We start from the raw sequence: 15092 nt of genomic DNA, 5'->3' as shown, positions 1-15092 counted from the left end.
TTAACGGTTGCCGGTTTTCAAGACCGGTGCTTTCGACCACTCAGCCATCCCTCCAGTGACGCGTATAATATAAGGGTGGCTTTCGCTTGTAAATACCCTTATTAACTGACTGCTTTTTTTATGAACGCTTTTTGGTATTTTTGTTCTGAATGATTATTTATTGTTCGGTTTATTAAGAAGCCGACAAAATCTAATATTCAATAAGCCAAGTATTCCCAACTTTTGTTATACGTGAAGTGTTTCTGTGCTATTAAAAAAGAAAGTATCTAATTGGCTTGCAGGTAAAGTTATGAGGGGAGTGGCTTAGGCGCATGAACTTTTAGTTTAGAACGGTGAGATCGGAATTTAAAACTAGGTATAAAGTGAATGGGTTTGAAACTGGGACTGTAGAGAGTTTTGTTAGATGAGCTTTATATTTTAAAAAGCTTCAGATACAAAAAAGCCGCTGATTTCTCAGCGGCTTTCTTTAAAGTGGTGGAGGGATAGGGATTTGAACCCTAGAACCGCTATTAACGGTTGCCGGTTTTCAAGACCGGTGCTTTCGACCACTCAGCCATCCCTCCAGTGGCGTGAATAATATAAGGGGTGGAGGATCTTGTAAACCCTTAATTTTCATAATTTTCATAATTTTGTTTTGTTGCTTGTTTTCTAATCATTCACGGCAATAAAAAAGGGAAGCCATTGGCTTCCCTTTGCTGTTTGCTGATTATTTAGTCATTTTTTGTGTAGAAACGCTGTAGCTCTGTCAGGCCTTGCATCAACACAGGTAAGCGAGGGCTTACGTTTTTCAGGCGCTTGTAATTTTGGTCGTACAATTTGTAGTTACCAAATTTATCCAACACCGTTGTTTGCTGGTCAGTAACAAGAGCAAGTTCACGAGAGTCGCCCGCGAGAATCCACTTTCTGTTACGTTCATTAAACAGGCTGCGACCACTACTGAAATCTGTTGGGTTCGAAGATACACCCAATAGCTCTTGCATCAGTGTTACTGACACGTCTAGATGACTAGAACGGTGGGTGTATTCAGAAGCAGACTTGCCAGGCCAGCTGATAAACAGTGGTACTTGTAACTGATAACGACTGTAGTTGGAGTTTGCACCCCAGCTGTTGGTTTTGGTTTCGTTAAACTCAGTACCGTGGTTAGAGGTAATGATAACCACCGTGTTATCGGCAAGCTCTAAGCGTTCCAGTTCAGCGTAGATAGTTGCTAGCTGAGCATCGGCCGCTGTCGCCGACTTTTGATAGTCTGCTGCAAAACGCTCTGCTGTCGTTAGCGTAGAGTTCGACTCTGAACTTGAATCGTAGCTGGCGAAGTTATCCAGTGTGGTTAATTCAATAAAGTTAAACCAAGGGCGTTTAGCTTGCGGTGATTGAATCCAGTTAGACCAAGCTTTTATGGCACTCTGGTCATCATAAGTTGCTTGCTCTGGCATCACATCACGGCCTCGGAAGATGATATCCGAGTACAGTGCATCACTAAAGTTGTCGCCACTGAAAGCAGCGAACTTGTAATCGTGATTCTCTAAAACATCGAGCAATACTGCGCTTGACCCCTGAGCTTCAATGCTGCTTGCGTAGCTGCTCGGTAGGCCGTAGAACAAGCCAAAAATACCAAACATATCGTTACTTGAACTGTAGTGGTTGGTGAAGTTGATCGACTGTTGTGCGTAGGCATAGCTGTTTGGCATCGCTGTCGCATTAAGAGCGTCAGAGCGAAGGTTGTTCACACTCACCATCAGGATATTAAGATCATCACTGCGGCGGTTGTATTGAATTTTTTCTAGCGGGTAGCTAACTAGGTTTACATTCTCTTTGTTCGCTTCTAAACGCTCAAGGTACTCTTCACGGTCTAATAGGCCATGTTTTTCCATAAAGCTTTTCGCTGTCATTGGGTAAGACAGTGGGAAGTTCGCTTTCTGGCTAGTAATTGGGTTATAGAAGTACGCATCAGCCCACATGTAGGTCAAGTGGCTGCTGATGAAACACAAGAAGAAGACGGCAGTAATCGGACGGCCAATGTGTTTATGAGACAGTTTACGCTGCTTACGCCAAACCCACTCAGATAGACCGAGTTGCAGCAAGAAGATAAGCGGCATAACAATGAAGAGGTGCTGCAAATCAGACGTGAATGCAGATTCCTCTCCACTGAATAAAACCTCCCACACGACAGGCGTCAGGTGGAGGTTTATATTTTGATACGTTTGGGTATCAATCAGTAGGACAGTTAAACCTATGGTCGCGAAGATAACGGCAACCAAACGTAATAACTTCCTCGACGGAAGAATAAAAGTGAGCGGGAACAGCACTAATAGATAGAGCGCGAACACTAAAAAGCCAAAATGACCAACCCACGATGCAGCCAAATAGAATTGGCCTAGCAAGGTTTCTGGCCAAGCAGATTGAGTAATATAACGAGTACCAATCAACATCGCAGCAATGATGTTGAAAAATGCAAACCAGTGACCCCAACCAACCAGTCGAGATACACGATCGCTATATGAGTTTGCGCTGTCTACCATTTATAATTCTTTTATCCGTCAATCAAATTTAGTGAGACTTTTTATCTTCAAGAGAAGAAATTAAAGCCTCGGCAAATTTTTCAGCAATTCCTTTGCGTTGTGAAGCAGCAACATTCTGATTTAAGACATTGGTTGCGATATTTCCAGCGATCATCAGTGAAAGTTCTGGCGAAGCTTTGTGCTTAGTTAGTACAGCACCTACTTCAGCTAGGATTTTTTCAACTTGATCATCTGTGTATTTAGATATAATCGGCATAAGGACTCTAATAATGATAGTAAAAGCGGCTTATGATAACCTACTATGCACGACAACTGAAACCTGAACGGTAATATTTTCACTATGAGCCTTCACCTTTCCAACGTAATTTTACACCAGCTGAGCAAGAACGATCAGGATGAGCTGATTGTTAACTATCGTGCTGAATCTCTAGAAAACGATGCTTCATCTGAAAGCCTAGTTGCTGAACTTCACCGTGTTTTTAATTCAAAAGCAGGCAAAGGGTTTGGTTCTTTCAAATCTGACAGCGAATTCCAGCAGTGGTTGCATCAACTTCGTGCTGGTGAGACAAACTTTTACGATTTTTCTCAAAAGAGTGCGCAACGTCTAAAAGACGAACTATCAAAGTACCCATTCGCTGACGAAGGTATCTTGGTAATGGCTGAATATCAGTCACTTGCAACAGATTACCTTTTCATTGGTTTATTGCCTTCAAACCAAAGCCTAAAGGTAACTGAAGGGCTTGATATTAGTGCGACTGACTACCTTGATATCTCAAAAATGGATATCGCGGCTCGCCTAGACCTTTCTACTTATGAGACTGATAAAGAGTCAAACCGTTACTTAACTTATATTAAAGGACGTGTTGGCCGTAAAGTCGCGGATTTCTTCTTAGATTTCTTACAAGCTGAAGTCGGTTTGGATGCGAAACAGCAGAACCAAGTACTGATGCAAGCGGTAGAAGACTTCGTTTCTGACTCTAAATTAGAGAAAGAAGAAGCGATCAGCTACAAAAAGCAGGTTGCGGATTACTGTAACGAGCAGCTTAAAGCGGGCGATGAAGTACAAGTTCGTGAACTTTCTGGTGAGTTGCCAGCAAGCACAGATGGCACAAGCTTCTTTGACTATACTAGTGAGCAAGGCTACGAGTTAGAAGACAGCTTCCCAGCCGATCGCGCAACTATGCGTAAACTAACAAAATTTGTTGGTGCTGGTGGCGGTTTGAATGTTAGTTTTGATAGTCTGCTTCTAGGCGAACGTATCTTTTACGATCCGGAGACAGACACGCTAACGATTAAAGGCACTCCACCGAACTTACGTGACCAACTGACTCGCAATAAGTCATAGTCCGAAGTTAACGGATAAAAGCGGCAGCAGGACGTTGTCGCTTATTTTGTGCTTAATCTTTTAGCTACGGTCATGGCTTCAAGTTAACACGCACAAGGAATATAGATGGAACAATCAGTAGCAAAGCCCAAACGCTTTAAAAAACCAGCCACCTTTTTGGTTGTGCTCTTGGCTCTGTGGTTACTTCCTTCATTGGCTCTTCTTAATCTAAGCCGTTCCTACACCAATTCTCTAGCTCAAATCGAAGAGCTCGGTATTCGAGTCAACGAATTGAGGCAATCGCTTTATTTCTCAGAACCGCTTCGAGTCTCTCGTATCAATGATCTCGCACTCGATGCTCAGTTGGTTTATTCGATCCGACTGCAGATTGAATCTGATTTCCAACACGCCTTGTTTCGTCCTGATGTCAACCAACTGTTGTACGTAGCTGATCAGTTCTTAGAAAAGTTCGATGAGTTCATTCCAATAGAAAGCCAAGTTCAAGACATCGTTGATAACATTAAGATCTTGCGTGCTGATAAAGAGCTTTCCCCTCAGCTAAAACCGCTCCTCAACGAATTCGGTGTTGTGGTATTTGAAGCCATGTATTCTGAAAATCAAAGTTCGTCAGCGACTTATCGCGCCTTTGATTCCATTCTAGAAAAATCTTATTCCTTAGAAAACGAAGAACAAGATGCACTCCAACAACTACTGGCTGATGCGTCAGCATTGTTGAGTGATTACGTTCAGCTTAACTATTTGGTTGATAAGATTAAGAAAAACTCAGTAAATGAACAGATCATAAAACTCGAAGCTGAGTTCCATGATCGTCAATTCAACCTATTGTTGGTGATGCTAGGCTTAAGCTTGGTGGCGATGAGCGGGATAGTGTTTTGGGGCGTTAGGTCCACAAAAACGATGAAAGAAGCAGACCAAGAACTCAGCTCTGAACTAGAAATTAATTCAAGTAAGGAAGACGCTTCTTATAGCGATGTTGTTTCCTCAGCAGTGAAACAAGCAGATAGTGACGCTTATGTATCCGAGAACAGGCCAACGCGCCAGTCTTCCGACTCTCAACCTCCGCAGAGCGTTAACGTTACAAGCCAACCCGTTGTACCGCAATACTCTATTCAGCAAGTCCCTGAACAGGCGCCAGTAGTAGAGAAACACGTTGCCAGTGTCACAGATTCAAAGCCTGCGATTGATATCGAAGACATGTTAGAAACGCTCGATGGTGATGCTGAGTCTGTCGAACTCTTGCTTGGTGTGTTTGTACAAGACCACGCAGGTGACTACGAGAAGTTTAAGTCTTTGTTGACCAAAGATGAAACCTCCGCGGCTCGCATTGTACATAGCTTAAAAGGCGTGGCTGGCAGTATTAAAGCGTCTCGGTTAGCCATCATTGCCGCAACCATTGAAATGACAATGAAGCAGTCCAGAGCGATCAGTGAACATGATTTAGCTGAACTAGAGCAGGCTATAAAAGCCTCTGTGGATTCTGCTCATGAATATTTAGACAGTCAGCGTTAACTTTTACAGGGTTTTTGACAATACTCTGACGAAGCGCTCATACAATCCGCGCCCTTAGTCTTTTTCAGAGGTTTATATGTTACGAGTTTCGAGTCGAAGTTGGATGGTGTTGGTGCTTAGCATTGTGCTAAGTGGTTGTTCTCTCTTAGAAGTTAAGTTAGATAGTCAAACGACGCCTCTTACTCAACAAGAGTTAAATGCTCGGATCATGACGCGTGAATACGCTAAGATGTTTTTTACACGAGTAGAAGACTCGGCCGACCTCATCGCGCAATCTTACCTTGCTGATGACACCTTACATCAATCTTATGTGTTGCTTTGGAAGATCCATGCAGAGCAGGGCTTACAACAAGCGGCTTACCAAACTTCTCCAATGTCTGCGTTAATTGACTCGTGGGTTTTCACTGCCCAAATGAATCAGTTTTATAGCCAAGGCGACGGCGCGGATCTGTTCGTGACGGATGATGCGGTAGATACTGCTCGTTTTCTTGACCAAGAAGCCGAGAAACTGGCAAAGGGTGTATTGAGCTCCAGTGATTTCAAAAGCAGCAAAGCGTTCGTTGCTCAGTTTGCTGCTAGCCACCCATTTAAAGACCTCACATTCAGAAGCACACCAGCTTACCGTGAATGGCTAAGTTACCTTGGTAAAGACGAATCGCAAATCGTTCAGAGCTTAGGCACCATGCCAGAAGCCATGAGTGACGCATCTGATCGTTTAAGCCTTATGGCTGACCAGACACCAAAACTGATGTCGTGGAAGGCGGAGTTGGTTGCATTGAATAGCTCACTAACGGGTGAAGACCTATCGATGACGCTGGAAAGCCTTCGTCAAACATCAGCAAGCATGCAAGACTTCATTGAGAACAATCCGGAGTACATGCAAACACTGGCTTCTATTATGTCGACAGAAATGCAACCATTGCTCAACGACCTCAGTGATAAAACCGACCAAAAATTAGCGATGCTGAGTGATGAACGTGTGGCATTAGAAAAAATGGTGACACGTGAGAGAGAAGCTCTAGTAGAGATGATTGCGAAAGAGCGCATCGAGATTGCCGGCATTGTGACTTCAGAAAGAGAACTGTTCACGCAAGACCTTGATCGCGTCTCTCAAGAGGTGGTGGTACTGGCGATTGATAAGCTAATGGAGTTAATCAAAGGTGTGATTATCTACTTTATCCTGTTTATCTTAGTAGTGTTCTTTGCACCGTTAGGCATCGGTTACTGGTTGGGTAAACGAACCGCCAATAAATAGATAAATAAGTAAATCAGCAGATCAAAAAAGAGCGCTCTAGGGCGCTCTTTTTGCATTTATCCATTAACGTTTTGAGTTACGTTCGAAAGCGTTAGCTCCTGAACTTAAGCTTGTTGCTTGCTTAACTCGGTCGCTTCTTCAGCTTCAAACGCTGGTGCTGTTGGTTCACACTTATCAACGAACCAACCCATGTAAGATGTCACGATAGTCACGATGATACAGATGAAGCTTAACCACATGAAGGGTGCGTAAGACAGCGTCGCAACACCAAGAATACTCGCCATGTAGATACCGTTATCACTCCAGGGAACCATACCCGACGTTAGCGTGCCACCAAACTCAGCATTACGAGATAGGTTCTTACGCTTGTAGCCTAAACGGTCGTAGTTTTTCGCACAGATTTTTGGCGTAAGGATTAACGATACGTACATTGCAGAACCGAACACGTTACCCATGAAGGCCGTACCAATTGTGCTCGTCGCTAGTGAGCCTGCGCTGTTTACGCGGCGCTCAAACACCTTAGCGATTGTTTCTAGTACGCCCACTTTATCCAGTAAGCCACCGAAACCTAGACCAAATACGATAACCGCAACTGAACCTAGCATTGAAGACATGCCGCCACGGTTAAGAATCGAATCAATAAACTCTACGCCAGATGAGATTGAGAACGGTGCCCAAGCAGTGTTGAATGCCGTTAGGAAGTCGATATCTTGGATCATGACTGCCCAGATAATACCCAGCAGAGAACCAAAACTGATGACCGGGAATGAAGGCATACGGAAAGCCAACAGACCAAGCACGATAAGTACCGGAACGAATGAGTAAGGCGTGATGTAGAACTGAACTTCCATTGCTTTGATTACAGAGTCTACTTGGCTCATGTCAACGTTGCCCGCGTAGTGGAAACCAAACGCAGTAAACATGATGCCTGTAATCACGTAGCTGATTAACGCAACTGGAAGCATGCCCTTGATGTGTTCAACCACTTCAACACCAGACATTGAAGAAGCCAGAATCACTGAATCAGAAAGAGGAGACATCTTGTCACCGAAGTAACAGCCTGACAGCACGGCACCTGCAGTAATCGGTGCTGGAACACCTAGGCCTTGGCCGATACCCATCATCGCGATACCTGCTGTACCCGCAGCACCCCAAGAAGTACCGGTCGCCAATGCAGTTAGAGAACAGATGATCATGGTCGCTAAAAGGAAGATAGAAGGGTGGATAGCTTTCAGACCATAGTAAATGATAGTAGGTACGATCCCGCCTGAGATCCAAGTACCAACAAGAGCGCCAACGGCTAAAAGTATTAAAACCGCGCCTAAGCCATTGGATATTCCTTTGAGTGCTGCTTTTTCTAAGTCTTTGTATTGGTGTCCAAGACGAATACCAAGAACCATGATAATGAACCAGCCAATATACAAGGCAAGTTGAATTGGAAGGTCAAGCTTTGCAGTAAAGGAAAAAGCAAGGGATAGAAATAGTCCTAACGCGATGAATACCTGCAATAGGTTCGGTAGGCGAGTTTTACTCTGCTTCATAAAAGCCTCTTGTGATTTCGAGCATTTATAGTGCTTCGTTATAGTGTGTGGTGGAAAACGGACACTACAGTAATTAGTTTATTATATCGAAAAAATACGCCCAAGTTGTGATATTTGACTGTTAACTCAATCAATTGTGGTTTCATAATCTAAATTTTTGTTACATTCATGATTGTTACATGTTGAAATCTGTCGCACGTTGTTTTCGTTTTGTAAAATAAAACTCTGATTAACCTTGGTTTAAAAGAGGGATTTACTGTTTGTGATGAGCGTCGATTGAATCGACTTTGGCGATGTAAATGTTTGAATTTGACGATAATGGACGCTTAATCAATGAGGTGGAGATGGAATGTCGATACAGAGATAACTGCACGATTCATTACGTTCACTTAAAAGAAACGAAAAAGTTACACTTTTTGACAAAAAGCACTTGAGTTCTGTTTCTGAAAAACTTATAGATGGGGGAGAGCAATTTTTAATTTATACATGGAGAGTGAGCGATGAGAGTAGGTCTAGTTGGTTGGCGCGGTATGGTTGGTTCTGTACTGATGCAACGTATGGTTGAAGAGAAAGACTTCGACTTGATTGAGCCTGTTTATTACAGCACATCTCAGATTGGTATTCCTGCCCATGTTTTAGGTGGTAAAGATGCGGGTCTACTTCAAGACGCTTTTGATATTGATAGCCTAAAACAGCTTGATGCTGTGATTACCTGTCAAGGCGGCGATTACACATCAAAAGTATACCCAGCACTGCGTCAAGCAGGTTGGAAAGGTTACTGGATTGATGCAGCATCTACTCTGCGTATGGATGCTGATTCAATCATCACTCTTGATCCTGTTAACTTGGCTCAAATCCAGCAAGGCATTCACAGCGGCACCAACACGTTCGTTGGCGGTAACTGTACTGTGAGCTTAATGCTTATGGCTCTAGGTGGTCTGTACGAGAAAGGCATGGTTGAGTGGATGAGTGCCATGACTTACCAAGCAGCTTCTGGTGCGGGTGCTAAGAACATGCGTGAGCTGATCTCACAAATGGGTGTGATCAACGACAGCGTAAGTTCTGAGTTAGCAAACCCTTCAAGCTCAATTCTTGATATCGATAAGAAAGTGGCTGATACGATTCGTTCATCTTCATTCCCAACAGACCAATTTGGTGCTCCGCTTGCAGGCTCACTGATTCCTTGGATCGATGTGAAGCGTGAAAACGGTCAGAGTAAAGAAGAGTGGAAAGCCGGTGTTGAAGCGAACAAGATTCTTGGTCTAGATGGTCAGCCAATCCCAATTGATGGTACTTGTGTACGAATCGGTGCAATGCGTTGTCACGCTCAAGCACTAACGATCAAGCTTAAGCAAGACGTGCCAATGGACGAGATCGAAGAGATCATCGCAACGCACAATGATTGGGTTAAAGTGATTCCTAACGACCGCGACATCACGGCACAGGAGCTAACACCAGCGAAAGTAACAGGCACAATGTCTGTACCTGTCGGTCGTCTGCGTAAGATGTCGATGGGTAACGACTTCCTAAACGCCTTCACGGTTGGTGACCAACTACTTTGGGGTGCTGCAGAACCACTACGTCGTACTCTACGCATTATCCTTGCTGAGAAATCGTAATAGGCAAGATTGCTTAAATTCTATTAGCTGATAAACCGAAAGGGTTGACGACAAACGTCAACCCTTTTTAGTTTATTGCTACCTCGTTATTCGGCCCTCGAAACTGCCCTTAAATCTCTTCGCATCTCGCTACTCGAATCTCGTGTCTGCTTTTATTTCTCGTCGGTGACGACACGCTTGTCTGGATCCGCTAATTCGCTAGCACAGTGCTTGCAATACATGGCGTCTGAATCATGACCCGCTCGGTTACAATTCGGGCACTTAACCAACTCTTTGTGCGAGTTCATCTCATTACTGAGTTCTGCAGTAATGATCCCGGTTGGCACTGCTAAGATAGAGTAACCCAATAGCATGGTCAGTGATGCTATGGCTTTACCAAGCGCGGTCTGCGGCACCATGTCACCATAACCTACCGTAGTGATAGTCACGATGGCCCAATAGATACTGTGAGGAATACTGGTGAAGCCATTGTCAGGACCTTCAATAACAAAGATCAAGGCGCCAAAGATAACCACCAAGATGCCGACGGTGCTAAAGAAGATCAGTATCTTTCGTCGTGCCATTAATAGTGAGCGCAACAGAATATTCGAATCTTGCAGGTAGCGAACCAGCTTTAGAATTCGGAAGATACGCATCACACGCAGCAGTCTCACCACACCCATAAATGAAGCGCCTGGGAAGATGATTGCTAGGTAGGTCGGAAGAATCGCCAATAGGTCAACGACACCATAAAAACTGGTGGCGTAAGATTTTGGCTTTGGGGAGCAATAGAGCCTTAACAAATACTCAAGAGTGAAGAGTGCAGTGAAGGTGTATTCGATATAACGCAGCTGTTGTGACCATTCGGTCATCACATTAGGGATGGATTCTAAGATCAGAACCAACAGCGAAGCCAAGATTGCAACGATCAGAGTTATATCAAATGCACGTCCGGCTGGCGTGTGAGTACCAAAGATAATGACGTACAAATGATGCTTGAGTGGCTTGCGTGACATAAGGAGAGGTTCGTCTTCTGTTAAATGCATTAACAGTCATTATACAAGCTTCATAATAACGAGGCGAGTGAAAGCCCAATTGCTTTACTCGCCTCATCTATATTTCAATATTGTTGCCCTTTATAGAGCAACCGAAATGTTGTTAAACGTTATGCCAAGCCTGGGAACAGATTACGTAGGCCATTGGCGATGAACTCGATGCCCAATGCGCCAAGAATCAGACCCATGATACGAGTGATCACGTTGATACCCGTTTGACCTAAAAAGCGAACGATAACCGGCGCTGAACGGAACAAAAGCCAAGAGCACGTTGCGAATGCGATGATGCTAATGCCGATGCCGACCGTATCAATAGCAGCAGGGTAGCGAGAACCATAAACAATGGTCGAGCTGATTGCACCTGGGCCTGCCATTAGCGGCATAGCAAGTGGAACAACGCCGATCTGCTCTTTGCTGATGTATTCAGACTTCTCTTGTTTGTTCTGCTTATCTTCACCGAGCTTACCGCTCATCATCGAAAATGCGATGCTCAATAACAGTAAGCCACCAGCAACGCGGAATGAATCCAACGAGATGCTAAACATATCAAGAAGCATTTGCCCTGCAACAAGTGACATAATCAAGATCACGGCAACAGCAATATTTGCTTGTAAGGCTGTCCTGTTCCTCTCTTCTGGCGGCATATGAGCAGTAAGAGAAACAAAAACAGGCATGATGCCGATTGGGTTTACGGCAGCAACAAGCCCAAGGAAGAATTGCATAAAAATTGCGAGTTCTAAGCCTTGCATGAGAGCGATCTCCAGTTAGCGTACTTAAGGTTGAAGGGTTGATCTGTGAATAGTTTAGGCGCGTAATGTAAGGGACAAACTCAATTTACGCGAATGAAAAAAACTAACTTGAAATGGGTGATTCTTTTTAGAAAAACTAATTGAATCTCACTTTTGTTTTAAGCCTGTTGCAAGCTAGTTGGTAGTGTTTCATTTTGTAATTTATTATTGAGTAACTGTTAACCGACGCACGAAATTAATAAAAATTATGTCAGAATCTAGCCCGTACAACGCTATGGATATACTCTCAGTAGCACGAATATAGCTGTATACATGTAATTTAACGGACTAAAAATGAAACTTTTTTACAGTTTATTACGCTATGTAGAAAAAAGTTGTCTGTTTGCTTGTTTTTTGCGCGAACGAAAAGTGTGAGTTTAATCTATATAAATCATGCTCTTAAGTTCATTTTTGCGATTGCCTTACTACTTTCTGGTTAATTCTTTTTGGGTAACTGATCTGGGTCAATTTTTTTCACACAGTGAAATAATATACTCAGCCCTGAAAGCAATTTACTAAGAACGCTGGTGTTTAAGGTTAACGGCAAGCAGCGAATTTAATAAAAAGTTTTTAATATTTATTATTTTAGGAGATCCACCATGCCTGTAACTAACTTAGCGGAACTTGATGCTCTAGTAGCTCGCGTTAAAGCAGCACAAGAAGAGTTTGCAACATTCTCTCAAGAGAAAGTAGACGCAATCTTCCGCGCAGCTTCTCTTGCTGCTAACCACGCTCGTATTCCACTTGCTCAACAAGCAGTTGCTGAATCTGGAATGGGTATTGTTGAAGATAAGGTTATCAAAAACCACTTTGCATCTGAATTTATCTACAACAAATACAAAGACGAAAAAACATGTGGCATCTTAGAAGAAGATGACAACCTAGGCACAATGACTATCGCTGAGCCTGTAGGTATCATCTGTGGTATCGTTCCAACAACGAACCCAACTTCTACAGCAATCTTCAAATCTCTAATTTCTCTTAAGACACGTAACGGCATCATCTTCTCGCCACACCCACGTGCAAAGAACTCAACTAACGACGCAGCGAAACTAGTTCTAGACGCAGCTGTTGCAGCGGGTGCTCCACGAGACATCATCGGTTGGATCGACCAACCATCTGTAGAGCTTTCTAACGCGCTTATGAAGCACGACGGTATCGCACTTATCCTTGCTACTGGTGGTCCAGGCATGGTTAAAGCAGCATACTCTTCTGGTAAGCCTGCTATCGGTGTTGGTGCTGGTAACGTTCCTGTCGTTATCGATGAAACAGCTGACATCAAACGTGCTGTAGCATCTATCCTTATGTCTAAAACTTTCGATAACGGCGTAGTATGTGCTTCTGAGCAAGCTGCAATCGTAGTTAGCGAAGTATATGACGAAGTTAAAGAGCGTTTCGCTTCTCACAAAGCTCACGTTCTATCTAAAGCTGACGCTGATAAAGTACGTAAAGTTCTGCTTATCGACGGCAACCTAAACGCTAAAATCGTAGGTCAACCTGCTCCAGCAATCGCTGAAATGGCTGGTGTTAAAGTTCCTGCTGATACAAAAGTACTTGTAGGTGAAGGTCTTGGTAAAGTTTCTTACGATGACGAATTCGCTCACGAGAAACTATCTCCAACTCTAGGTCTATTCCGCGCAGATGACTTCGAAGACGCAGTTGCTCAAGCGGTAACTATGGTTGAAATCGGTGGTATCGGTCACACATCTGGTCTTTACACTAACCAAGATACTAACGCAGACCGCATCCGTTACTTCGGTGATAAGATGAAGACTGCTCGTATCCTAATCAACATCCCGACTACTCACGGTGGTATCGGTGACCTGTACAACTTCAACGTTGCACCTTCTCTAACTCTAGGTTGTGGTTCATGGGGTGGTAACTCTATCTCTGAGAACGTAGGTCCTAAGCACCTTATCAACAAGAAAACTGTAGCGAAGCGAGCTGAAAACATGTTGTGGCACAAACTACCTAAGTCTATCTACTTCCGTCGTGGTAGCCTTCCAATCGCAATGAGCGACCTAGAAGGTAAGAAACGCGCATTCCTAGTAACTGACCGTTTCCTATTCAACAACGGTTACGCAGATGACGTAGTTAGCTTGCTTAAAGCACAAGGCATCGAAGTTCAAACTTTCTTCGACGTAGAAGCGGATCCAACGCTATCTGTTGTTGAGAAAGGCGCTGAAGCAATGAAGAGCTTCCAACCTGACGTAATCCTTGCTCTAGGTGGCGGTTCTCCAATGGATGCTGCTAAGATCATGTGGGTTATGTACGAGCACCCAGAAACTCACTTCGAAGAACTAGCAATGCGCTTTATGGACATCCGTAAACGTATCTACAAGTTCCCTAAAATGGGTCAAAAAGCTGAGCTTGTATGTATCACTACAACTTCAGGTACAGGTTCAGAGGTTACTCCATTCGCTGTTGTTACTGACGACAAGACTGGTGCTAAATACCCACTAGCTGATTACGAAATCACGCCAAACATGGCTATCGTTGATGCGAACCTAGTAATGAACATGCCTAAGTCTCTAACAGCGTTCGGTGGTTACGATGCAGTAACTCACGCTCTTGAAGCTTACGTATCTGTTCTAGCGAACGAGTACTCAGACGGTCAAGCTCTTCAAGCTCTTAAGATGCTTAAAGAATACCTACCATCAAGCTACAAAAATGGTGCGGCTGACCCAATAGCTCGTGAGAAAGTACACAACGCAGCAACTATCGCTGGTGTAGCATTTGCGAACGCATTCCTAGGTGTGTGTCACTCAATGGCTCACAAAATTGGTGCTGAGTTCCACCTACCACACGGTCTTGCTAACGCACTACTTATCTCAAACGTTGTACGTTACAACGCGAACGATAACCCAACTAAGCAGACTGCATTCTCTCAGTACGACCGTCCACAAGCACGTCGTCGTTACGCTGAAGTTGCTGACCACCTAGGCCTAAGCCAAGCTGGTGACCGTACAGCTCAGAAGATTGAACGTCTACTGACTTGGTTAGAAGAGCTTAAAGTTGACCTAGACATCCCACTATCTATCCAAGCTGCGGGTGTTAACGAGTCTGACTTCATCGCTAAACTAGACGAGCTAGCTGTTGAAGCGTTCGATGACCAGTGTACAGGTGCTAACCCACGTTACCCTCTAATCACTGAGCTAAAAGAAGTTCTAACAACTTCTTACTTCGGCCAACCATACGTTGAAGGCGAAACTTTCGAAGGTACTACAGTTATCCTTAAGAAAGCAGACCAAAAGCCAGCTGAAGCGAAAGCGCCAAAAGCTAAAAAAGAAAAAGCTAACGCATAATAAGTAAGCATTAGTTTTGAGATAAGTTTTCGCTAGCACGATACTTATCTATCGGGAAAAGATGAAAGCCCCAGTCGAGAGACTGGGGCTTTTTTTATGTTTGGTTCGTTTGTAAAACGGATTGATACCAATCCGGAAAATTAACTGATCAGGTCAATCCAATCTCTTGTACACATT

10 protein-coding genes and 1 tRNA gene are annotated in these 15092 nt (G+C 43.8%); 5 read left to right on the top strand and 6 right to left on the bottom strand.

What is annotated here, in order from left to right; all coding sequences use genetic code 11:
* Positions 1–472: 472 nt before the first annotated feature.
* The 3 genes from ACED46_RS19535 to ACED46_RS19525 form a co-directional block, all read right to left on the bottom strand.
* Positions 473–563 (bottom strand) — tRNA-Ser (locus tag ACED46_RS19535).
* Positions 564–710: 147 nt separating this feature from the next.
* Positions 711–2519 (bottom strand): DUF3413 domain-containing protein, encoded by a 1809-nt coding sequence (locus tag ACED46_RS19530; protein WP_371722224.1) that lies wholly within the window; start codon positions 2517–2519, stop codon positions 711–713.
* Positions 2520–2547: 28 nt separating this feature from the next.
* Complete coding sequence (locus ACED46_RS19525; protein WP_004734063.1) at positions 2548–2775, bottom strand: YejL family protein; 228 nt, start codon at positions 2773–2775, stop codon at positions 2548–2550.
* Positions 2776–2859: 84 nt separating this feature from the next.
* Here ACED46_RS19525 and yejK point away from each other — a divergent pair, with 84 nt between their 5' ends.
* The 3 genes from yejK to ACED46_RS19510 all read left to right on the top strand — a co-directional run bounded on the left by yejK (position 2860) and on the right by ACED46_RS19510 (position 6628).
* Positions 2860–3864 (top strand): nucleoid-associated protein YejK, encoded by a 1005-nt coding sequence (gene yejK / locus ACED46_RS19520; protein WP_017061190.1) that lies wholly within the window; start codon positions 2860–2862, stop codon positions 3862–3864.
* Between the two features lie 105 nt (positions 3865–3969).
* A complete protein-coding gene (locus ACED46_RS19515) occupies positions 3970–5373 on the top strand; it encodes an Hpt domain-containing protein (RefSeq protein WP_371722223.1) in 1404 nt (467 codons plus the stop codon).
* 76 nt (positions 5374–5449) lie between these two features.
* Positions 5450–6628: a chemotaxis protein gene (locus tag ACED46_RS19510; RefSeq protein WP_371722222.1), complete on the top strand. Its 1179-nt coding sequence runs from the start codon at positions 5450–5452 to the stop codon at positions 6626–6628.
* A 104-nt stretch (positions 6629–6732) separates the two neighbouring features.
* On the opposite strand, the gene nhaC is transcribed toward ACED46_RS19510, so the two are convergent.
* Positions 6733–8169 (bottom strand): Na+/H+ antiporter NhaC, encoded by a 1437-nt coding sequence (gene nhaC, locus ACED46_RS19505; protein WP_017063453.1) that lies wholly within the window; start codon positions 8167–8169, stop codon positions 6733–6735.
* 500 nt (positions 8170–8669) lie between these two features.
* On the opposite strand from nhaC, the gene asd reads away from it, so the two are divergent.
* Positions 8670–9788, top strand: a complete 1119-nt coding sequence (asd, locus tag ACED46_RS19500) for an aspartate-semialdehyde dehydrogenase (protein WP_371722221.1) — start codon at positions 8670–8672, stop codon at positions 9786–9788.
* Positions 9789–9940: 152 nt separating this feature from the next.
* On the opposite strand, the gene ACED46_RS19495 is transcribed toward asd, so the two are convergent.
* Positions 9941–10783: an ion transporter gene (locus tag ACED46_RS19495; RefSeq protein WP_029235134.1), complete on the bottom strand. Its 843-nt coding sequence runs from the start codon at positions 10781–10783 to the stop codon at positions 9941–9943.
* Positions 10784–10932: 149 nt separating this feature from the next.
* Positions 10933–11571, bottom strand: a complete 639-nt coding sequence (locus ACED46_RS19490; RefSeq protein WP_017061184.1) for a YchE family NAAT transporter — start codon at positions 11569–11571, stop codon at positions 10933–10935.
* A gap of 638 nt (positions 11572–12209) precedes the next feature.
* Between ACED46_RS19490 and adhE the strand changes: the two genes are divergently transcribed.
* Positions 12210–14915, top strand: coding sequence for a bifunctional acetaldehyde-CoA/alcohol dehydrogenase (adhE, locus tag ACED46_RS19485; protein ID WP_017061183.1), 2706 nt, complete (start codon positions 12210–12212; stop codon positions 14913–14915).
* Positions 14916–15092: the final 177 nt, after the last annotated feature.

Source organism: Vibrio sp. 1S139, assembly GCF_041439475.1.
GTDB lineage: Bacteria > Pseudomonadota > Gammaproteobacteria > Enterobacterales > Vibrionaceae > Vibrio > Vibrio crassostreae_C.
Note: the sequence above shows the minus strand (reverse complement) of the source record. Positions and strands in the feature narration are given on the sequence as shown.

Bases quoted from the DNA above. Each gene is read 5' to 3' on its own strand.
- ACED46_RS19530 (WP_371722224.1), bottom strand. From the start codon at position 2,519: ATGGTAGACAGCGCAAACTCATATAGCGATCGTGTATCTCGACTGGTT.
- ACED46_RS19525 (WP_004734063.1), bottom strand. From the start codon at position 2,775: ATGCCGATTATATCTAAATACACAGATGATCAAGTTGAAAAAATCCTA.
- yejK (WP_017061190.1), top strand. From the start codon at position 2,860: ATGAGCCTTCACCTTTCCAACGTAATTTTACACCAGCTGAGCAAGAAC.
- ACED46_RS19515 (WP_371722223.1), top strand. From the start codon at position 3,970: ATGGAACAATCAGTAGCAAAGCCCAAACGCTTTAAAAAACCAGCCACC.
- ACED46_RS19510 (WP_371722222.1), top strand. From the start codon at position 5,450: ATGTTACGAGTTTCGAGTCGAAGTTGGATGGTGTTGGTGCTTAGCATT.
- nhaC (WP_017063453.1), bottom strand. From the start codon at position 8,169: ATGAAGCAGAGTAAAACTCGCCTACCGAACCTATTGCAGGTATTCATC.
- asd (WP_371722221.1), top strand. From the start codon at position 8,670: ATGAGAGTAGGTCTAGTTGGTTGGCGCGGTATGGTTGGTTCTGTACTG.
- ACED46_RS19495 (WP_029235134.1), bottom strand. From the start codon at position 10,783: ATGTCACGCAAGCCACTCAAGCATCATTTGTACGTCATTATCTTTGGT.
- ACED46_RS19490 (WP_017061184.1), bottom strand. From the start codon at position 11,571: ATGCAAGGCTTAGAACTCGCAATTTTTATGCAATTCTTCCTTGGGCTT.
- adhE (WP_017061183.1), top strand. From the start codon at position 12,210: ATGCCTGTAACTAACTTAGCGGAACTTGATGCTCTAGTAGCTCGCGTT.